The sequence below is a fragment of the Streptomyces sp. DH41 genome (assembly GCF_029813785.1).
Lineage (GTDB): Bacteria > Actinomycetota > Actinomycetes > Streptomycetales > Streptomycetaceae > Streptomyces.
On record NZ_JARVKY010000037.1, the window covers coordinates 39,172 to 58,884 of the forward strand.

General features: G+C 73.4%; 21 protein-coding genes. 10 read left to right on the forward strand and 11 right to left on the reverse strand.

Annotation, left to right across the window (positions count from 1 at the left end; translation table 11 throughout):
- Window positions 1–83 precede the first annotated feature (83 nt).
- The 6 genes from QC283_RS36700 (at window position 84) to QC283_RS36725 (ending at window position 6,326) form a co-directional block, all read left to right on the forward strand.
- Window positions 84–1,091: a CopD family protein gene (locus QC283_RS36700; RefSeq protein WP_279566122.1), complete on the forward strand. Its 1,008-nt coding sequence runs from the start codon at window positions 84–86 to the stop codon at window positions 1,089–1,091.
- 263 nt (window positions 1,092–1,354) lie between these two features.
- Complete coding sequence (locus QC283_RS36705) at window positions 1,355–2,341, forward strand: DEDDh family exonuclease (RefSeq protein WP_279566123.1); 987 nt, start codon at window positions 1,355–1,357, stop codon at window positions 2,339–2,341.
- Window positions 2,342–2,431: 90 nt separating this feature from the next.
- The gene (locus tag QC283_RS36710) at window positions 2,432–2,665 is read left to right on the forward strand and encodes a hypothetical protein (protein ID WP_161164690.1); all 234 of its coding nucleotides are present in this window, start codon (window positions 2,432–2,434) and stop codon (window positions 2,663–2,665) included.
- Window positions 2,666–2,810: 145 nt separating this feature from the next.
- Window positions 2,811–3,611, forward strand: coding sequence for an SURF1 family cytochrome oxidase biogenesis protein (locus QC283_RS36715; RefSeq protein ID WP_279566124.1), 801 nt, complete (start codon window positions 2,811–2,813; stop codon window positions 3,609–3,611).
- Window positions 3,612–3,778: 167 nt separating this feature from the next.
- Window positions 3,779–5,566: a glycoside hydrolase family 15 protein gene (locus tag QC283_RS36720; protein ID WP_279566125.1), complete on the forward strand. Its 1,788-nt coding sequence runs from the start codon at window positions 3,779–3,781 to the stop codon at window positions 5,564–5,566.
- 4 nt (window positions 5,567–5,570) lie between these two features.
- Window positions 5,571–6,326 carry an SDR family oxidoreductase gene (locus tag QC283_RS36725; protein ID WP_279566126.1) on the forward strand — a complete coding sequence of 252 codons (756 nt, stop codon included), beginning with the start codon at window positions 5,571–5,573 and terminating at the stop codon, window positions 6,324–6,326.
- 75 nt (window positions 6,327–6,401) lie between these two features.
- On the opposite strand, the gene amaP is transcribed toward QC283_RS36725, so the two are convergent.
- From amaP to QC283_RS36750, 5 genes are read right to left on the reverse strand one after another with little or no spacing between them, the layout of a single operon-like run.
- Window positions 6,402–6,989 (reverse strand): alkaline shock response membrane anchor protein AmaP, encoded by a 588-nt coding sequence (gene amaP, locus QC283_RS36730; RefSeq protein WP_279566127.1) that lies wholly within the window; start codon window positions 6,987–6,989, stop codon window positions 6,402–6,404.
- Window positions 6,986–7,696 carry a DUF6286 domain-containing protein gene (locus QC283_RS36735; RefSeq protein ID WP_279566128.1) on the reverse strand — a complete coding sequence of 237 codons (711 nt, stop codon included), beginning with the start codon at window positions 7,694–7,696 and terminating at the stop codon, window positions 6,986–6,988. The genes amaP and QC283_RS36735 overlap by 4 nt, the downstream gene beginning before the upstream one ends.
- A complete protein-coding gene (locus tag QC283_RS36740; RefSeq protein WP_279566129.1) occupies window positions 7,693–8,076 on the reverse strand; it encodes a hypothetical protein in 384 nt (127 codons plus the stop codon). Before QC283_RS36740 ends, QC283_RS36735 begins: the two co-directional genes overlap by 4 nt.
- Window positions 8,073–8,258 (reverse strand): hypothetical protein, encoded by a 186-nt coding sequence (locus QC283_RS36745; RefSeq protein ID WP_031047637.1) that lies wholly within the window; start codon window positions 8,256–8,258, stop codon window positions 8,073–8,075. Before QC283_RS36745 ends, QC283_RS36740 begins: the two co-directional genes overlap by 4 nt.
- A gap of 28 nt (window positions 8,259–8,286) precedes the next feature.
- Window positions 8,287–8,769 carry an Asp23/Gls24 family envelope stress response protein gene (locus QC283_RS36750; RefSeq protein WP_279566130.1) on the reverse strand — a complete coding sequence of 161 codons (483 nt, stop codon included), beginning with the start codon at window positions 8,767–8,769 and terminating at the stop codon, window positions 8,287–8,289.
- 87 nt (window positions 8,770–8,856) lie between these two features.
- Here QC283_RS36750 and QC283_RS36755 point away from each other — a divergent pair, with 87 nt between their 5' ends.
- Complete coding sequence (locus tag QC283_RS36755; RefSeq protein ID WP_279566131.1) at window positions 8,857–9,618, forward strand: nucleopolyhedrovirus P10 family protein; 762 nt, start codon at window positions 8,857–8,859, stop codon at window positions 9,616–9,618.
- A gap of 156 nt (window positions 9,619–9,774) precedes the next feature.
- Here the strand turns inward: QC283_RS36755 and QC283_RS36760 are convergent, their stop codons facing one another.
- The 3 genes from QC283_RS36760 to QC283_RS36770 form a co-directional block, all read right to left on the reverse strand.
- Window positions 9,775–10,578 carry an enoyl-CoA hydratase/isomerase family protein gene (locus QC283_RS36760; protein ID WP_279566132.1) on the reverse strand — a complete coding sequence of 268 codons (804 nt, stop codon included), beginning with the start codon at window positions 10,576–10,578 and terminating at the stop codon, window positions 9,775–9,777.
- Window positions 10,579–10,736: 158 nt separating this feature from the next.
- The gene (locus QC283_RS36765) at window positions 10,737–10,958 is read right to left on the reverse strand and encodes a helix-turn-helix domain-containing protein (protein WP_018567695.1); all 222 of its coding nucleotides are present in this window, start codon (window positions 10,956–10,958) and stop codon (window positions 10,737–10,739) included.
- Window positions 10,959–11,292: 334 nt separating this feature from the next.
- Complete coding sequence (locus QC283_RS36770; RefSeq protein ID WP_279566133.1) at window positions 11,293–12,891, reverse strand: ABC-F family ATP-binding cassette domain-containing protein; 1,599 nt, start codon at window positions 12,889–12,891, stop codon at window positions 11,293–11,295.
- Window positions 12,892–13,224: 333 nt separating this feature from the next.
- On the opposite strand from QC283_RS36770, the gene QC283_RS36775 reads away from it, so the two are divergent.
- Complete coding sequence (locus QC283_RS36775; protein ID WP_279566134.1) at window positions 13,225–13,638, forward strand: VOC family protein; 414 nt, start codon at window positions 13,225–13,227, stop codon at window positions 13,636–13,638.
- A gap of 87 nt (window positions 13,639–13,725) precedes the next feature.
- Here the strand turns inward: QC283_RS36775 and QC283_RS36780 are convergent, their stop codons facing one another.
- The 3 genes from QC283_RS36780 to QC283_RS36790 all read right to left on the reverse strand — a co-directional run bounded on the left by QC283_RS36780 (window position 13,726) and on the right by QC283_RS36790 (window position 17,947).
- On the reverse strand, window positions 13,726–15,153 hold the full coding sequence (locus QC283_RS36780; protein WP_398018358.1) for a hypothetical protein: 1,428 nt from the start codon (window positions 15,151–15,153) through the stop codon (window positions 13,726–13,728).
- Between the two features lie 169 nt (window positions 15,154–15,322).
- Complete coding sequence (locus tag QC283_RS36785; protein ID WP_279566135.1) at window positions 15,323–16,450, reverse strand: alpha/beta hydrolase; 1,128 nt, start codon at window positions 16,448–16,450, stop codon at window positions 15,323–15,325.
- Window positions 16,451–17,251: 801 nt separating this feature from the next.
- A complete protein-coding gene (locus tag QC283_RS36790) occupies window positions 17,252–17,947 on the reverse strand; it encodes a class II aldolase/adducin family protein (protein ID WP_279566136.1) in 696 nt (231 codons plus the stop codon).
- A gap of 224 nt (window positions 17,948–18,171) precedes the next feature.
- Here QC283_RS36790 and QC283_RS36795 point away from each other — a divergent pair, with 224 nt between their 5' ends.
- Both QC283_RS36795 and QC283_RS36800 read left to right on the forward strand, forming a co-directional pair.
- Complete coding sequence (locus QC283_RS36795; protein ID WP_279566137.1) at window positions 18,172–19,413, forward strand: inorganic phosphate transporter; 1,242 nt, start codon at window positions 18,172–18,174, stop codon at window positions 19,411–19,413.
- Window positions 19,414–19,450: 37 nt separating this feature from the next.
- Window positions 19,451–19,672 (forward strand): hypothetical protein, encoded by a 222-nt coding sequence (locus QC283_RS36800; RefSeq protein ID WP_279566138.1) that lies wholly within the window; start codon window positions 19,451–19,453, stop codon window positions 19,670–19,672.
- The last annotated feature ends 41 nt before the right edge of the window (window positions 19,673–19,713 follow it).

Below are 19,713 nucleotides of genomic sequence, written 5' to 3' on the forward strand. Positions count from 1 at the left end.
AACGTCCTCATGTACGGAATGCCGGACCGCCAGTTGTTTTCCGGAACTTGCCCGGATCTGGGGGAGCTGGTGAAGATCTCGAGGTGACCTTGACAAGACCCCCGTCCCGGACCGCCGACACCGGACGGCACGCACGGCCCTCCGGCGCCGGCCGGACCGCGGCCGTGCTCGTGCTGGTGGTGCTGGCCGCTCTGATACCCGTCCTCGGCCCGTCTCCCGCCCTGCACGGCACCGGGGAGGCCGAAGCCCCCGGCACCGGCGGGATAGCCCTGCTGCGCACGGTGCTCTTCGCCGCGCTGAGCGTTCCGCTCGGCGAGCTCTTCGTGAACCGGCTGGCCCGGTCGCTCCCCGACGCGCCCCCCGAGCGGCCCCGCGGCTGGTCGCCGTACGCGGCCGCCGCGGGCTTCGTCGCCGCGCTGGGCCTGGCGTCGGTCGTGGCCACGGGCAATCTGGTGCCGGACAGCGTCGCCGCCATCGACGTCGGCGGCCTCTACGAGTCCCGTGACGGCAAGCTCGCGCTCCTGGAGGTCAACGCCTTCCTGGCGGCCGGTCTGTGCGCCACCTCGCGCCGGCCCGGCCTCCAGGTCTGGCCGCTGGCCGCCGTGGTCGTCGCGGAGGCGCTGCGCGCACACCCCACGACCGAGTACAGCCCGCTGATCGGCTCCGGCCTGACCCTCGTCCATCTGACGTGCGCGTCGCTGTGGGTGGGCGGTCTGCTGTACGCGCTGCGGACCCTGCGGCGGTGGCGGGGCGCCGAGGCGGGTCCGGCCCTGCTCGGGCTCTACGCGCGCGTGGCGGCCGTTCTGCTCGCCGCCATCACGGCGACGGGGGTGTGCAGTTCGCTGCGCCGGATGCCGGCGGGCACGATCATGGACCAGCTGACGGACACGGCGTACGGGCGGGTCCTGCTCGCCAAGGTGATCCTCGTGGCCGCCGTCGCCGCCCTCGCCCTGTGGGCCAGAATCCGGCTGAGCCGCGCGGCCGACCCGCTGGCCGCCTGCTCTCCCGCGCGCGCGGAGGTCGTCGCCCTGGGTGTGGTGGTCGCGGTGTCGGGACTCCTGACGGCCCTTCCGGTACCGATCCGGTGGTGACCCCGCGGGGCGTCCGGCCCGGGGCTCGTCGTGCGTGCGTCGCGTCACACGCGGGAGGCCGACAGGCGGCGTGTCGCCCGCCTCGTACCGACACTTCGCACTCGTCTCCGCACCCGCTTCCGCGGGTCTCCTCACGCCTTCTCACGCCGTCTCACCGCAACCCTCCCCCACCGCGCGGAACTTGACGGGGGAACCGTTTCGCCGGGTGGCGCGGCGCACCTGCCGGGGCGCAGTGTCAGTCGCGGCCCGTATCCTCATGGACCATGCTCGAAGACCACACGACCGCAGCGTCGTCCGCCACGACGTGGCCGACCGCGTATCCGCAGGGATACGCGGTCGTCGACGTGGAGACCACCGGCCTGGCCCGCGACGATCGCATCATCTCCGCGGCCGTCTACCGGCTGGACGCCCGCGGCGAGGTCGAGGACCACTGGTACACCCTGGTCAATCCGCAGCGGGACCCGGGCCCGGTGTGGATACACGGGCTGACGAGCGAGGCGCTCCGGGGTGCGCCGCTCTTCCCGGACGTCGCCGAGGAGTTCGCGGCCCGGCTCGACGGGCGGGTACTCGTCGCGCACAACGCCGTCTTCGACTGGCAGATGATCGCCCGCGAGTACGCGCGCGCGAAGCGCGAGGCGCCGGTGCGGCAGCGGCTGTGCACCATCGCGCTCTCCAAGGAACTGGGCCTGCCCCTGCCCAACCACAAGCTGGCGTCGCTGGCCGCCCACTTCGGCGTCGTACAGCAGCGGGCGCACCACGCGCTGGACGACGCGCGCGTGCTGGCGGAGGCGTTCCGGCCCAGTCTGCTCGCCGCGGCGGCCGGCGGCGTACGGCTGCCGCTGCACGAGTGCCGGCCGCTGACCGAGTGGTCGGACCGGCCCGCGCCTGTGATCGGGCAGCAGGCGGGCTACGGCGGCTCCCGGCCGACCAGTTGGCGCCCCTCCCGCAAAAGGCCCGCGTGCCCCCATCCCAACCCGGGCCGGTACGAAGAGGGCAAACGGCTCAAGCAGGGCATGCGGGTCGCCTTCTCGGGTGACACCTCCGTCGAGCGGGACCTGCTGGAGGACCGCGCGACCGAGGCCGGACTGCATGTCGCCACCAGTCTGTCCCGGCTGACCAGCCTGCTGGTCACCAACGATCCGGACTCGGGCACGTCGAAGGTGGTCAAGGCCCGCCAGTACGGCACGCCGGTGGTGGACGAGGCGGCGTTCGGTCAGCTGCTGGCGGATGTCGAGCCCGCGGACGGCTGAGCCGCGCGTGAGCCGTACGGACGGGTGATTCCGGGCGACTCGCCCGCCGTCCGCTCGCCCGCGTCGCGGCGACGGCTCACCCTGTGGCGCATGGCGACATGTGAAGTCTGCGGCAACAACTACGGAATGACCTTCGAGGTCCACGCCCAGGGAGCGGTGCACGTCTTCGACTGCTTCTCCTGCGCGATCCACCGGATGGCCCCCATCTGCGAGCACTGCCGGGTGCAGATCATCGGCCAGGGCGTCGAGGTCGAGGGCCACTGGTACTGCGGCGCCCACTGCGCCCGTGCCGAGGGGAGAGCGGGGGTCGTCGACAAGGTCTGAGCGCTTCGCGTGAGCGCCGGGCGAAGCCGTCGTCGCACCCACGCCGCGGTATCGACGCCGAACGCGCTCCGCGCGGACGCGGGGGTCACGTCCCTCGCGGGGACCTCCCCGCGAGGGACGATCCCGGCCGAGGTACCGTCGACGCGTGTACCGGTTCCTGTTGTCCCGCCAGTGGGTGATCCTCACCCTCGTGGTCCTCGCGCTCGTCCCGACGATGATCGAGCTGGGCTTCTGGCAGCTGCACCGCCACGAGCGCAGGGTCGAGCTGAACGGGGAGATCGCGGACTCCCTGGCGGCGGATCCCGTGCCGGTCGAGTCCATGACCTCGCCGGGAGCGAAGGTCGACGACGAGCACCGCTACCGCAGGGTGACCGCGAAGGGGCACTTCGACCGGGCCGACGAGGTCGTCGTGCGCCGCCGCACCAACGCGGACGACCGGGTCGGCTACCACGTCCTGACCCCCTTCGTCCTGGACGACGGCAAGGTGCTGATCGTCAACCGGGGCTGGATCCCGTCGAACGGCGCGAGCCAGACCGCCTTCCCGAAGATCCCGGCGCCCCCGGAGGGCGAGATCACCGTCACCGGCCGGCTGATGCCCGACCAGACGACCGAGGGCAGCGGGATCAAGAACGTCGAGGGTCTGCCCGACCGCCAGGTCATGCTGATCAACAGCGGACAGCAGGCCGAGCGCCTCGGCGAGCCCGTCCTCGGCGGCTACGTCGAGCTGACCGATCCCGAACCCGCGGGGGACACACCCGAGCGGATCCCGGAGCCCGACCACGACGGCATCGGCAACCACATGGCGTACGCCGTCCAGTGGTGGCTGTTCACCGCGGGCGTCCCGGTCGGCTGGTTCATCCTGGCCCGCCGTGAGGCCCGGGACCGGGCCTCACAGGACGAGCAGGACGAGCAGGAGACCACGGAGGCGGAGCCCGCGGCGGTATAGCTGGTGGCGGTGCGACCGGTGTCGGTGCGACCGGTGGCCGTGCAGCCGGTGGCTCGTGCAGCCGGTCGCGGTGAAGCCGGTGGCTCGTGCGGGGTGGACGATCGATCGGCCGGCGGGCCGCGGAAGCGGATCCGATTGCTCCGCTCCCCGTCGGGAAGACGGAGCCCGTGCACCCCCACATCGAGGACTACGCGCTCATCGGCGACCAGCAGACCGCCGCACTGGTCTCCACGGACGGCTCCGTGGACTGGCTCTGCCTGCCCCGCTTCGACTCCGCCGCCTGCTTCGCCAAACTCCTCGGCGACGAGGACAACGGCCACTGGCGCATCGCGCCCAAGGGCGCCGAGCGCTGCACCCGGCGTGCCTACCGGCCGGACACCCTCGTCCTGGACACCGAGTGGGAGACCGAGGACGGCGCGGTACGGGTCACCGACTTCATGCCCCAGCGCGACCGCGCCCCGGACCTCGTACGCGTCGTGGAGGGCCTGAGCGGTGAGGTCACGGTGCACAGTGTGCTCCGGCTGCGCTTCGACTACGGCTCGATCGTGCCGTGGATGCGCCGGGCCGACGGACACCGGGTGGCCGTCGCCGGGCCGGACGCGGCGTGGCTGCGCAGCGAGCCCGAGGTGCGCAGCTGGGGCCGGGACTTCGGAACGCACGCGGAGTTCACGGTCGCCGCGGGCGAGAAGGTCGCGTTCGTCCTGACCTGGCACCCCTCGCACGAGTCCCGCCCGCCGGTGATCGACCCGTACGTGTCGCTGGAGCACAGCCTCGAGGACTGGCGGGCCTGGGCCGCCCACTGCGGCTACGACGGCCCGCACCGGGACGCCGTGGTCCGCTCCCTGATCACGCTCAAGGCGCTCACCTACAAGCCGACCGGCGGCATCGTGGCCGCCCCCACCACCTCGCTGCCCGAGGAGCCGGGCGGCGTGCGCAACTGGGACTACCGCTTCTGCTGGCTGCGCGACTCCACCCTCACCCTGGGCGCCCTGCTGTCGGCCGGATATCTGGAGGAGGCCGAGGCCTGGCGCGACTGGCTGCTGCGGGCGGTCGCGGGCAACCCGGCGGACCTGCAGATCATGTACGGCCTGGCGGGCGAGCGGCGGCTGCCCGAGTTCGAACTGCCGTGGCTGTCCGGCTTCGCCGGGTCGACGCCCGTGCGGATCGGCAACGACGCGGTGAACCAGCTCCAGCTGGACGTGTACGGCGAGGTCATGGACTCACTGTCGCTGGCGCGGCTGGCGGGCATGCATCCCCAGCCGCAGATGTGGCAGCTGCAGTGCGCCCTGATGGACTTCCTGGCCACGGCGTGGCGGCAGCCCGACGAGGGGCTCTGGGAGGTGCGCGGCGGACGCCGGCAGTTCGTGCACTCGAAGGTGATGACATGGGTGGCCCTGGACCGGGCGGTGCGCACCCTGGAGGACCACCCCGAACTGGGCGGGGGCGACCCGGACGGCTGGCGCGCGCTGCGCGAGGAGGTCCACCGCGAGGTGTGCGAGAAGGGCTACGACCCGGAGCGCAACACCTTCACCCAGTCCTACGGCTCGTCGGAGCTGGACGCTTCCCTGCTGCTCATCCCCCGCCTGGGCTTCCTGCCGCCGGACGACCCGCGGGTCGTCGGCACGGTCGACGCCATCGGCGAGGAGCTGACCCGGAGCGGACTCGTGCGCCGCTACAGCACCGAGGGTGACCCGGTCGACGGGCTGCCGGGCGGCGAGGGGACCTTCCTGGTGTGCTCCTTCTGGTACGCCGACGCGCTGCACGCGACCGGCCGGACGAAGGAGGCCCGGGAGCTGTTCGAACGGCTGGTGGGACTCGCCAACGACGTGGGGCTGCTGGCCGAGGAGTACGACCCGGTCTCCGGCCACCAGCTCGGCAACTTCCCGCAGGCGTTCAGCCACATCGGCCTGGTGAACACGGCCCTCGCCCTGTTCGGGGACGAGGGGGCAGGATAGGACCATGGATCTTGGACTGAAGGACCGGGTGTACGTCGTCACGGGAGCCACCCGCGGCCTGGGCAACGCGGCGGCGCGCGAGCTGGTCGCCGACGGCGCGAAGGTGGTCGTCACGGGGCGGGACGAGAAGAGCGTCGCCGACGCGGCGGCCGCGCTGGGCCCGGACGTGGTGGGGGTGGCCGCCGACAACGCCGGCCCCCGGACCGCCGACCGGCTGGTCGCGACCGCCCGTGAGCACTTCGGCCGCTTCGACGGCGTACTGATCAGTGTGGGCGGGCCGCCGCCCGGGTTCGTCGCCGACAACACCGACGAGCAGTGGCAGGTGGCGTTCGAGTCGGTGTTCCTCGGCGCGGTGCGGCTGGCCCGCACGGCCGCGGCGGAGCTGGAGCCGGGCGGTGTCATCGGCTTCGTGCTGTCGGGCTCGGTGCACGAGCCGATTCCGGGCCTGACCATCTCCAACGGCCTGCGGCCGGGACTGGCCGGCTTCGCCAAGTCCCTCGCCGACGAACTGGGCCCGCGCGGCATCCGTGTCGTCGGCCTGCTGCCGGGCCGCGTCGACACCGACCGGGTGCGCGAGCTGGACGGCCTGTCCGCCGACCCGGAGGCGACCAGGGCGGCCGCCGAGTCCCGTATCCCGCTGCGCCGCTACGGCGCCCCGGAGGAGTTCGGCCGCGCGGCGGCGTTCCTGCTCTCCCCGGCGGCGTCGTACGTGACGGGCGTGATGCTGCCGGTGGACGGCGGGGTACGGCACGGGTTCTGAGCCTGTCGCCTGTCGCCAAGCCAGGGGGCCTGGGTCCAAGGCCCAGGGCCCATGGGTCCGGGGCCCGCACAGGGCTCAGCCGACCCGCTCGGCCCCGTGTCTGACGCCCCGGAGGTGGACCTCCGCGGGGAGGGTCGTGAGGTTCGCCGAGACGCGGGCGTGGGTCAGGGCGTGGGCGGTGAGGTCGTCCAGCGCGGCGCCGGGGTCCACGTGAGGTGCCAGGAGCAGCCGGATTCGGCTCGCCGGAGCGCTGCGACGGCCGGTGAGCCGGACCTTGGCCCGCTCGACCCCGTCCGTCCGTTCCGCCTCCTGGGCGAGGACGGCCTCCAGGGCCCGGCCGCGCAGCACCGCGCCGTCGCCGTCGCCGGTGTCGACGAGCACCTCGGCGAGCCGGCGGCGGCGCACCACCGCGACCAGCCACCACAGGGCCAGCAGCAGCAGGACGGCGAGTACGGCGATGACGGCCGGCCACCACCAGCCGGCGTCCCGCCACCGGGTCCGCTCGGTGGCGCTGAGCAGCACGTCGTGCGGCCCGTCGTGGAGCCACCAGGACGGCGCGGAGGCGCCCAGGCCGATGGCCAGTACCGAGCCGCCGAGGGCGACCAGGACCAGGCCCACGAGCCCGAGCAGCACACGGTCGACGGTTCTGAGCACCGCTCTCACCTCTTCCGTCCGGGCCGCGCCACCCGTACGGACACGGCGGGCGGCCGGGCCAGCCCCAGCCCGCGCACCGCGTCCTGGAGCACGCCGTCCAGATCCGTCCGTACGTCGTCCAGTTCCCGGAAGTGTGACAGCGCGCGCACGCGGGCCCTGCGCCGGCGCACGCGTACCCGTGCCGACTGCACCCCGGCGACCTCCATGGCCCGGTCGCGCAGCACCGTCGCGGCGGCGTCCCGGTGGAGCCCCGCGCGTACGTCCGGGTGGGTACGGCGCATCGGCAGCACCTTCCGCAGGCCCGGAGTGAGGGCCAGGGCGAGCAGCCAGAGCCCCAGGGCCGTGGCGACTCCCGCGCCGACCAGCACCCACGTGTTGTCGAGGGGCCGGTCGGCGAGTTGCCGGGCCAGTTCGCGGCGCCATCCGAGGGCGGACCGGCCGGCGCGCACCGCGGTGACGTCGTAGAGGAAGGCACCGGCGACGAGGAGGAGCAGGAGCGCGACGACGCCGGCGGGGACGCGGCGCACGGACCAGAAGCGGCCCGCTGGTCCGCCCGAGTCCCCGCCGGACGCGGGCGGGGGCTCGGTGCCGGGCGGCTCCTTCGTCATGAGGGGTCCCGTGGCGGGCTCCATGACGGGCAGGCGCCGCGTGCTGCCCTCGGGGCCCACGCCGCCCCCGGAGTCCGCCGGGCCCTGGGATTCCCGGGGCTCGCTCATCGCGTCCTCCCCTGTGTCGCTCCGTGCTCCGCCGTCAGGTGCAGCCGTTCCACGTGGACGGCCACCTCCGGCACCGCCATGCCCACCAACGCACGTACCCGCTGGACGACTTGATGGCGCACCAGTCCGCAGCGGGCGCCGATGTCGCACGGGTAGTCGAGTTCGAGATGGATCCGGACGCGGGCGGTGTCGTGGTGGACGACGACGGTGGCGTAGGGGCGTGCCGCCTCCGGGTGGAGCGGGCCGACCGCCTCGCGCGCCGCGCGGGCGGCGACCTTGGCGACGACCCGGTCGGCGATCCGCGTGGCACCGCGCTCGCCCGGCGGCACGACGGCCCGGGGTCCGGGGAGCTCACCGGCCCCGCCGCTCACGCCTGTCACCGCCGCCTGTCGTCGCGGGAACGGAAGAAGTCACCGAGGTCCATGTCCCCCTCCAGGAGGCGGCCGACCACGAACCCGACGGCCCCCAGGGCCGCCACCAGCAGGAAGGCGCCGAATCCGCCGAAATACCCGGCGAAGCCCAGCGCCATGCCGGCGATCATGCCGACCACGGCCATGCTCATCGTGCGCTCCCCTCGGTCCGCGTCCACGTCACTTGATCCGGGGCTCCGGCTCCTCGTCCTCCTCGTCGGGCAGCTTCACGTCGCTCACCGCGATGTTGACCTCGACCACCTCCAGGCCGGTCATCCGCTCCACCGCCGCGACCACGTTCTCCCGGACGTCCCGGGCGACGTCCGCGATCGCCACGCCGTAGTCGACGACGATCTCCAGGTCGAGCGCGGTCTGCTTCTCGCCGACCTCGGCCTTCACGCCCCGCGTGACCCCTGACTTGGTCCCGCCGGGCACCCGGTCGCGCACGGCGCCGAAGGTGCGTGACATGCCGCTGCCCATGGCGTGCACACCGACGACGTCGCGTGCGGCCATCCCGGTGATCTTCTCCACGACGCCGTCGGCGATGGTGGTCCGCCCCCGGGCCCCGGGATCTCCGCCACCGCGCCGAATCGTCTGGGCCTTGGCCGTCCCGGGAGTCTCGATCGTTTCCTGCCCTGTCCGGTGGCTCTCCATGTCGCTCATCGCCGTACGTCCCTTTCGGTCGTAGTCCTGTGCCCACGGTAAGTGGGGTTGCGGCGGGACGCGCCGCGGATGCGGCAGGGTGGAGGAATGACGACGTCGGACGGGTGGACGCGAACGGTGCGGGAGCGGTTGGCGCTCGGCAGGCTGCTGCCGCTGGGGGGTCCGCGGGACGGCGCGTGGATCGCCGAGCGCGCGGCACGGGATGTCCTGCTGGCCGCGGCCCGGGGCGTGGCGGGCGTACGGGCCGGCGGTCTGCGTATCGCGCCCGCCGGTGCGCAGGACGCGGGCGAGCCGGTCGTACCGTCACCACCGAGCGCCCTGCCGCCCGGCCCTCTGCGGGTGACGGCCGACTTCGCGGCGACCGTCGACGTGGCCGCGGCGACGGCCGAGCCACTGCCGGCGACGGCCTCCCGGCTGCGCGCCGCGCTGGCGGCCGCGGCGACACGGGGGCTCGGCCTGACGGTGACCGACGTGGACCTGCGGGCGACGGCCCTGCTGGACGCGCCCACGGAAGCGGAACAGGAACCGGCTCCCCGACACGAGCCGCGACAGCCTCCGGCCGCGGGTCAGGCGGAGCGGGACGCGGAGGGAGACGGGGACGAGGGCCGGGCGGCCGGCGCCGCGCTGTCGGTCCCGGGCGTGGCCCGGCTCACGACGACGCTGGGCCGTCCGGTCCACGTCACGGAGCTGTCGCGGGGGCCGGCCCTGCCACGCCGCCATGTCCGGGTGGAGCTGGCCGTCGACGCGGACCACCGGGCCGTGGAGGTGGCCCGGCGGGTCCGTGCGGCGGTGGCGGAGGCCCTGCCGGACCGCCCGTCGGTGGCGGTGCTGGTGACGGAGGTCGGCTGAGGGGGCCCGCCCGCCCCCGGAGGTCTCTCGAACCTCGGGGGGCCGGGCCCCGGAGGTTCCTCGGACCATGCCCGCCACGCCCACCGGACCCGCGCGACGGTGCCGGACGCCGGACGCTCCCGGGCTGTCAGGACGCCGCCACGGCCCGCGCCCGGGTTACTCCCCGAGCCCGGCCAGGTCGCGCAGCCGGCGTCCCTGCGCGGCCCGCTCGGCGGCGCGCTGGGCCTCGTAGTCCCGGCTCTGGGCGCCCTGGAGCAGCGCCTTGGTTTCGATGACCGCGTCGCGCGGCGCGGCCAGGACCGCCGACGCCAGGTCGCGCACGGCGCCGTCGAGCTGGTCCGCGGGCACGGCGAGGTTGGCGAGCCCGGTGTTCACCGCCTCCTCGGCCATGACGAAGCGGCCCGTCGCACAGATCTCCAGCGCGCGGGCGTAGCCGACGAGGGACACCAGGGGGTGCGTGCCCGTCAGGTCCGGCACGAGGCCGAGGCTGGTCTCGCGCATGGCGAACTGCACGTCGTCGGCGACGACCCGCAGGTCACAGGCGAGTGCCAGCTGGAAGCCGGCCCCGATGGCATGCCCCTGGACGGCGGCGACCGACAGGATGTCGCTGCGCCGCCACCAGGTGAACGCCTCCTGGTACTCGGTGATGGTCGCGTCCAGCTCGGCGTCGCCGCCCCGCGCGAGGTCGATGAACGACGGTTCGCCGTCGAAGCCCTCGGGCGTGAACGCCTGCCGGTCGAGCCCGGCCGAGAAGGACTTGCCCTCGGCCCGCAGCACCACGACCCGGACGGAGCCCGGCAGCAGCCGACCGGTCTCGGCGAGCGCCCGCCACAGAGCGGGGCTCTGCGCGTTGCGCTTGGCCGGGTTGGTCAGCGTCACCGTGGCGATCGCGTCGTCGACGGTGAGCCGCACGCCGTCCCTGTCGAGTGCGGGAGCGGGGTCGTGGGCGGGCGAAGCCATGGGGCGCCTCCGAAAGATGCGGTCGTCGTCCTCGCCGTGCGCCGGTTTCCACGCCGTACGACGGAGGAGCTAAGTGACTGCACAGTAACCACCCGGCCGGTCTGACGACCGGCCGGGTGACCACCTTCACTTTCGGAGTCTCGGGGTCACCCGGGATATCAGGCCGATGCGGCCTTTTTGCCCCGGGTAGCCCCGCCACGCCCTCGCAGCGTGACACCCGACTCACTGAGCATGCGGTGCACAAAGCCATACGAGCGGCCGGTTTCCTCGGCCAACGCCCGGATGCTCGCACCGGCGTCGTACTTCTTCTTCAGGTCTGCCGCGAGCTTGTCGCGCGCGGCGCCGGTAACCCGGCTGCCCTTCTTCAGAGTCTCGGCCACCCGTGCCTCCTCATGGGAAGTGCGCTCTGGTCTCCTCATGATCACCCCTCCAGGGCTTCATGGCCACCCATTCGGCAAGGTCGATGAGACAAGGTTGTGACGACAGGAGCGGGTCCGCACATACGGAATCTGGGATTCCGCGAGATCGAGGCCGTACGGCCGAACGGGTTTTTCCGCGAAGTTCCAGGTCAGAAAGGCGTCACGGCCGGGCCCCCGGCAGTGGGGACCCGGCCGTGAATTCGATGTAGGACACACTTCGTGATGAGGAGATCTCACACAGATGGTGGATCACGGATCGGCCGAATGATCCATACCCAGTGGATCATCCGTTCGATCAAGCCAGGGCGACGAGGTCCGCGTAGTCGGCGCCCCACAGGTCCTCGACGCCGTCCGGAAGCAGGATGATCCGTTCCGGCTGAAGCGCCTCGACGGCGCCCTCGTCGTGGGTGACCAGGACGACCGCTCCCTTGTAGGTGCGCAGCGCGCCGAGGATCTCCTCGCGGCTGGCGGGGTCGAGGTTGTTGGTCGGTTCGTCGAGCAGCAGCACGTTCGCCGAGGACACCACGAGGGTGGCCAGTGCGAGGCGGGTCTTCTCGCCGCCGGACAGGACGCCGGCCGGCTTGTCGACGTCGTCGCCGGAGAACAGGAACGAGCCCAGCGTCTTGCGGACCTCGACGAGGTCGAGGTCGGGGTTGGCCGAGCGCATGTTCTCCAGGACGGTGCGCTCGGGGTCGAGGGTCTCGTGCTCCTGCGCGTAGTAGCCGAGCTTGAGACCGTGGCCCTCGACGACCTCACCGGTGTCGGGCTTCTCGACGCCGCCGAGCAGGCGCAGCAGGGTCGTCTTGCCGGCGCCGTTGAGGCCGAGGATGACGACCCGGGAGCCCTTGTCGATGGCCAGGTCGACGTCGGTGAAGATCTCCAGGGAGCCGTACGACTTGGAGAGGCCCTCGGCCATCAGCGGGGTCCTGCCGCAGGGCGCGGGCTCCGGGAAGCGGAGCTTGGCGACCTTGTCGGACTTCCGCTCCGCCTCGAGGCCTGCCAGCAGCTTGTCCGCGCGGCGGGCCATGTTCTGCGCGGCGACGGTCTTGGTGGCCTTCGCGCGCATCTTGTCGGCCTGCGAATGGAGCGCGGAGGCCTTCTTCTCCGCGTTCTGCCGCTCGCGCTTGCGGCGCTTCTCGTCGGCCTCGCGCTGCTGCTGGTAGAGCTTCCAGCCCATGTTGTAGACGTCGATCTGGGAGCGGTTGGCGTCCAGGTAGAACACCTTGTTGACGACCGTCTCGACCAGGTCGACGTCGTGGGAGATCACGATGAAGCCGCCGCGGTAGGTCCTGAGGTAGTCGCGCAGCCACACGATCGAGTCGGCGTCGAGGTGGTTGGTGGGCTCGTCGAGCAGCAGGGTGTCCGCGTCCGAGAACAGGATCCGGGCCAGCTCGATACGGCGGCGCTGACCGCCGGAGAGCGTGTGCAGGGGCTGACCGAGCACCCGGTCGGGCAGGTTGAGCGCGGCGGCGATGGTGGCGGCCTCGGCCTCGGCGGCGTATCCGCCCTTGGTGAGGAACTCCGTCTCCTGGCGCTCGTACTGCTTGAGCGCCTTCTCGCGGGTGGCGCCCTGGCCGACCGCGATGCGCTGCTCGTTCTCGCGCATCTTGCGGATCAGGACGTCGAGTCCGCGCGCGGACAGGACGCGGTCGCGGGCGAGTACGTCGAGGTCGCCGGTGCGCGGGTCCTGCGGGAGGTAGCCGACCTCGCCGGAGCGGGTGATGGTGCCGCCGGCGGGCTGGCCCTCGCCGGCGAGGCACTTGGTGAGGGTGGTCTTGCCGGCGCCGTTACGGCCGACCAGGCCGATGCGGTCGCCCTTGGCGACGCGGAAGGTGGCGCTTTCGATGAGGACGCGGGCACCGGCGCGCAGCTCGATGCCGGAGGCGGAGATCACGGTCAGACTCCTGGGCGGGTGGTTGGCGGGATGGGCGGCTGGAGGACGTTCCCGCCGTCTAATGCGCGAGGAGAATGGCCATGGGGCCAGTCTAACGGGGCCGTGCAAACGCTTTTCACGGGTTCCGGTGTCGAGCGTCTCCTGTTCGGGGGTCCCGTGTTCGGGGGTCCCGTGTTCGGGGGTGTGGGTCCGGGGCGTTGTCAGTGGGCGGTGCGAGACTGGGCGACAGGGCTGGATTCCGTGATTTTCCGGGCTTGTGGGATCTTCACGGCATCCGCCTCCGGGACCGGCTCGGACCGGTTCACAGGACCGGTGCACAAGGGAGTGATCGGCATGGCAGGCATGGACGGCGGGCGTCCGAGCATCTACCCGACGCTGCTGTACGCGGACGCCAAGGCGGCGGTCCGGCAGCTCACCCAGGCCTTCGGCTTCGCGGAACTCGCCGTGTACGAGGGCGAGGACGGCTCGGTGGCCCACGCCGAGCTGGCCCAGGGCAACGGCGCGGTCATGCTCGGCTCGAAGGGCACGGGCAGCCGCTTCGACGAGGCGATGAGGAACGCCGGGCCGACGGGGCTGTACGTCGCGGTGGAGGACGTCGACGCCCATCACCGCCGGGCCGTGGAGCACGGCGCGGAGATCCTGATGCCTCCGACGGACCAGGACTACGGCTCGCGGGACTACATGGCCCGCGACCTGGAGGGCAACGTCTGGAGCTTCGGGACGTACGCCCCGGAGATTCCCGGGTAGCCCCCGGCGGGGCGGGTCCGTACGACGCCACCGGCCCAGGAGCCGGAGCGGAGCCTCGCATCGTGCGGGGGCGGACGTCCGGTGTGGTCAGCTGCCTCCGGTGTGGACCTGGAAGGCCGCCCTGCGTACGGCCTTGGCCAGGGCGGGGTCGGGGTGTGCGGCGGCCAGGGCGACCAGGACCTGCACGGTGCGGGGATGGCCGACGGCGCGGACCTCGTCCAGCAGGGCCGGGACGGTGGGCTGCACCGCGGACTCCAGGTGTCTGACGAGCAGCGGGGCCTCACCGTGGTCCGCGACGGCGGCCGCGGTGTCGACCCACAGCCACGTGGCCTCCTGGCGGGTGAGGACCTCGTGGGCGTCCTCGGGGTCGGCGCCGTCGTGCTCGGCCAGCCACAGCAGGGCGTAGGGCCGCAGCGTCGGCTCGTCGAGGACGGCGCGGACGTCGGGCTCGGCGGGGGCGCCGACGACGCGCAGCGCGTCGAAGGCGAGGCCGCGCAGCAGGGCGTCCTCGCCGCGGGCGCCGCCGAGCAGTTCGGCGACGGCGCTGCCGACGGGGCGGGCGGCGAGCCAGGCGCGGTACTCGGCGCGCGCGGCGTTGGGCCGGAGCTGGGCGCAGCCGCGGAGCATGTCCTCGGCGGACTGCTCGATGTTGCCGGCCGGGCTCTGCGCGGCGACGCAGATCTGCTCCAGCTTGACCCAGACCGCCCAGCTGCCGAGCGGGGTGAGTGTGGCGTGTCCGTCGCCGCAGGTGAGGGCGCCGACGGAGGCGATGGCGTGCAGGGCCCAGTCGAGGAGGGGGGCGAGCGGGGTGTCTGAGACGGCGTCCGGAAGCGGCGCGGCCAAAGGGGGCTGCGGGGTTCCGGACTCGAGGCGGGGGCCGTAGGGGACCTCGCAGCGCTCGGTGCGCAGTTCGGTGACTCGCTGCTCCAGCAGGTCCAGGAGCTGCGCCACCGGGACGGGGCCGGCGGACAGCTGGAGGAAGGAGAGGACCTGGGGCATCGCGGAGATGACCTCGGCCACGGCGGCGGGCTCCTGCCCGGCGGGCTCGGGGTGGGCGAGCGACCAGGCGTCGAAGAGGGCGACCCAGCCGCGCAGTACGGCGCTGTCGTCGCGGTTCCAGGCGCGCAGCCGCCAGCCGGGGCGGGCGCTGTCGCCGTGCACCTCGATCAGTCCGGCGAGCCGGGCGGTGTCCCAGTCGTTGCGGACCTCGACCGCGGTCAGGCCCAGTTCCCCGGCCGCCTGGTCGGCGGTCGCGTCGGAGAGGGTGGCCTTGCCGTCGGCGGTCGCGCTGCCGCGGCCGGGGCCGAGAGCGGTGTCGGCCCAGCGGGCGACACGGGCCGCGTCGGCCAGGACGGAGCGGGCCATTCTGGCCAGCTCCGACCGGGCCGGTGTGCCCTCCGGGGGTCGCGGCGCGGCGCGGCGCGGACGCCGCTGGTTCATCGCTTGGGGGGCGGCGGCCAGGGGTCGCGGGCGGACGAGTCGAAGCCTGGAGTCGCGCGGGATACGGGACGTCACGGGTGCAGTCTTCCGGTTGACGGTCCGAAAACCCAAACGGAATGCCGTGGTGGGCGTCCGGCACGACGGACGCACGGGTCCAGGACGCCGTCCGGGCAGAGGAACAGGCCAGTGGTACGGCGCTAAACGGAACCGGAGGGACGCGCGGTGCGGCGGAGGTGCGCCGGGGTCACACCAGTGGGGTCATGAAGCGGCGCAGGGTCTCTTCGTAGTCCTCCGGGTCGGCGTTCCACATGGCGCCGTGCGGGGCGCCCTTGACCGGGTGGAGGGCGACCAGGCGCGGGTGGGTGTCGGCGAGGCGGCGGGAGAGCCGCCAGGGGGCCACCGTGTCGTCGGGACCGTGGAAGATCAGGGTCGGGACCGCCGGGCGGTGCAGGCCTGCGGTGCCGGCGTCGTGGTCGGCGCGCAGCCCGGCGCGGCCCTGTGCGGCGCGGACGGCGAGCGGCAGGAGGGCGCCCGGTGTGCGGCGGGCGGTGGCCAGCGCACGCAGCGTGGTCTCCCAGCTGAGCACCGGGGAGTCCAGCACGAGTCCGGCGATCGCCTCGCGCACGCCGGAGAGCGCGGCGGCGTGCAGGGCCATGGTGGCGCCGGTGGACCAGCCGAGCAGCACGACCTGTCGGGCGCCGCGGCCGAGGGCGTAGCGGATCGCCGCGTCCACGTCGCGCCACTCGGTCTCGCCGAAGTGGTGCAGGCCGTCCGGCGAGGGCGGGGCGCCGACGTCGCCTCGGTAGGCGAGGGCGAGCACCGGGACGTTCCGACGTCGCAGCGGGGCCATCAGGTTCATGGCGTGTTCCCGGGTGGCGCCCAGGCCGTGCAGGGCGATGATCCACGTCGGACGGGCACCGGGCAGGAACCAGGCCGGGAGAGGGCCGAGTTCGCCGGGGACCTCCACGTCGGCGTACTCGAGGTCCAGGGCGGCGCCCGGGTTTCCGACGTACAGGTTCGGGGTGAACCACGCCCGGTCGCCGGCGGCGAGGGTGCCGTGCGTGACGCGTTCGAGTCGGCGTACGACGGTGTCGGCACCGTGTTCGACGGTGCCGAGGACCGGCCCGACGACCGCGTGGGAGCCGTCGCCCGCGAGGCCGTACCGGCCGGGGCGCAGCGCGGCCAGATCCCGGGTGAGGGTGATCTGCCCGGCGGCGGTGCCGTGCACGGTGAGCCGGGGCTCGGTGGGCAGGGGCCGGCCGGGCGACGCCTTGAGCGCGGCGTCGCCGGCGAGCCGGCCGGCGGCGACGCTCGCCGCACCGGCCGCCAGGGCTGCGGTGACGGCGGCGGCCGTTGCTGTGACAGTGCGCATGGGGCCAGTCTCCTGGTGGAGTCCTTGGGCGGCCAGCGGGCGGGCGGCGGAGAGTGACGGGCCCCGCCGGGGGCGCCGGCCGGGCCGGGGAGCCATGGGTCGGTCTCGCTCCCGATACCCCCGAAGCCGCGCGGTACGCGCTTCGCCGACCGCCCGTTCCGCCGACACGGGTCGCCGGGCGCCGCCGCCGACCGCGGACCGCCGACCGCGGACCGCCGACCGCCGACCGCCGACCGGATGGTCGGCAACCGGCGCTTGCGGGGCGAGTGCGGGATGCCGGGTGCGAAACCTGGGGTGCCGGTCGGCGGGGAGCACGGAGCCCCGGGGCGCGGAGGCTGGACGCGTGGAGCTGGGCACGCGGCTGGGACGCGGGGTGTGTGGCACGCGAGCCCAAGGCGGATGCGCGGGGTCGGGTGCGGGTGCCGGGTGTGACGCCCGGGCCGCAGGAGGGTGCGGAGCCGGGGGCCGCGGTGCGCGTTCCGGGGCGGCCAAGACGCAAGGATCTGTACGCCTGGTCCCGAGGTCCGGCGGCGGAGACGCGAGGACCAGGACGCCGGGACACCAGACACCGGGACACCGGGACACCAGGACACCGGGACACCAGGACACCAGGACACCAGGACACCAGGACACCAGGACACCAGGACACCAGGACACCAGGACACCAGGACACCAGGACACCAGGACACCGGGACACCAGGACACCGGGACACCAGGACACCGGGACGCCAGGACACAGGGTCCGCGCCCCGTGGTGGCTGCCGGACGCCCCGGCCCGGCGGGCGGGCGGGCAGCCGTTGCTCAGCGCCGCTGCCCGTACCCCTGGAGCTTTTCCGCCACCTCCGTCAGCTGGTCTTCCGTCAGGAGTGACGGTGTGCGGCCCGGTACCGAGGAGGCCGTCAGCCAGAGGCGGCACATCCACTCCAGTTGGGCCGTGCGGTCGTAGGCCTGGTCCAGGGAGGTGCCGTAGGTGAGCGTGCCGTGGTTCTGGAGGAGGCAGCCGGTGCGGTCGGTGAGGGCGTCGAGCATGTTGCGGGCCAGTTCGTCGGTGCCGTAGGCCGCGTAGGGGGCGACCCGGACGGGGCCGCCGAGCGCTGCGGTCATGTAGTGCACCGGCGGGAGCTCGGGGACGAGTACCGAGACCGCCGTCGCGTGCACGGCGTGGGTGTGGACGACGGCCCGGGCGTCGGTGGCGCGGTACACGGCGAGGTGCATGGGCAGTTCGCTGGTGGGGACGAGAGTCCCGAGCACCTGCCGGCCGTCGAGGTCGACGCCGGTCACGTCGTCCGGGGCCAGACGGTCGTAGGGCACACCCGAAGGGGTGACCAGCACCGTGTCGCCGACGCGCACCGAGACGTTGCCGGACGTGCCGACCACCAGCCCGTCCGCCACCGTGCGCCGGGCCGTCGCGACGAGTGCCTCCCAGGCCGCTCCCCCGGCCGCGCCGCCGGCCCGTTCCTCGTCCCCACTCCCCTGTCCGACCTCCGAATACGTCACAGTCACCGTCTCCTCCCGGGCGCCCCGCGCCCCTGGCCGCGCCACCGCGGACCGGCGGCGCGGCGATCCTGCCAGGCACGTCTCCGGAGAGCATCGGGCCGGGCACACAGAGGGAGGCGGTGGCGCCGGTTCCGGTCACCGTGACGCCCAGCCCAGTTCATCTTCCGTTCACTCTGGTTACCTACGTTCGACGCGCCAATGACCTCGAACGATTGCCTGGGTAAATGGAAAGCTTCTCGCTGATCCTCGCGATTGTGGTGGTAACCGCACTCGCGTTCGATTTCACGAACGGTTTCCACGACACCGCGAACGCGATGGCAACGACCATTTCGACCGGTGCGCTCAAGCCCAAGGTGGCGGTGGCGATGTCCGCCGTCCTCAACCTTGTCGGCGCCTTCCTCTCCGTGGAGGTCGCCAACACGATCTCCAAAGGTCTCGTCGACGAGACCGGCATCCGTCCCGAGGTCATCTTCGCCGCGCTGGTCGGCGCGATCCTCTGGAACCTGCTGACCTGGCTGGTCGGTCTCCCGTCCAGCTCCTCGCACGCCCTCATGGGCGGTCTGATCGGTGCCGCGGTCGCCTCGGCGGGCGTCGGCGCGGTCAACGGCGACGCGCTCGTCACCAAGGTCCTCCTCCCGGCGATCGCCGCTCCCCTCGTCGCGGGCATCGCGGCGTTGCTCGGCGCGCGGCTGACGTACAAGCTCGGCCGCAAGGCCGACGGCAAGGCCGCCGCGAAGGGCTACCGCGCCGGGCAGATCGCCTCCGCCGGGCTGGTCTCGCTGGCCCACGGCACCAATGACGCCCAGAAGACGATGGGCATCATCACTCTCGCCCTGGTCGCCGGCGGCTCCCTCGCCCCCGACTCCGACCCGCCCATGTGGGTCATCCTCTCCGCGGGCGTCGCCATCGCGCTCGGCACCTACCTCGGCGGCTGGCGCATCATCCGCACCATGGGCAAGGGTCTGACCGACCTCCAGCCGCAGCAGGGCTTCGCCGCCCAGACCAGCGCCGCCACGGTCATCCTGGCCTCCTCCCACCTCGGTTTCTCCCTCTCCACCACGCACTCGGTCTCCGGCGCGGTGATGGGTGCGGGCCTCGGCCGCAAGGGCGGCGTGGTGCGCTGGTCCACGGCCACCCGGATGTTCGTCGCCTGGGGTCTGACCCTGCCGGCCGCGGCCCTGGTCGCCGCGATCGCCGAGTGGGTCTGCGGCCTGGGTGACTGGGGCACCGCCCTCGTCGCGGTCTTCCTGATCGCCTCGAGTGCCGCCATCTGGAAGCTCTCCCGGCGCGAGGTCGTCGACCACACCAACGTCATCGACACCGACGAGCCCGAGGCGTCCGGCGTGGTGACCACGGCGATGGCCGCCGTCTCCCCGCCCCCGGCGGGCGTGACCGAGGACCTGGCGGCCGCCGCCTCGGCCTCCGCGTCCGACTCCAAGGCCCCGTCGGCCACCACCCCCGTCTGAGCCCGCGCCCCGGGTACGAAGGAAGCGAAGAACCTCCATGGACATCGACTGGGCAGCTCTCGGCTCCGTCTTCGGGGTCAGCCTCGTGGCCACCGTGGCCCTGGTGGGCCTGTTCACCCTCGGCATCGTCGGCCTCTCCCGCCAGGAGCGGGCCGCCACGCAGGGCGGCTCCGCGGCCCTCGCGGTCACCGGCGCGTACGCGTGCTTCGCGGCCTGCGCGGCCGCGGTGGCGTACGGGATCTACCTGATCGTCGCCTGACACCCACACCCGTGAGGCGGGGCGCGGGACGGACTCCAGTC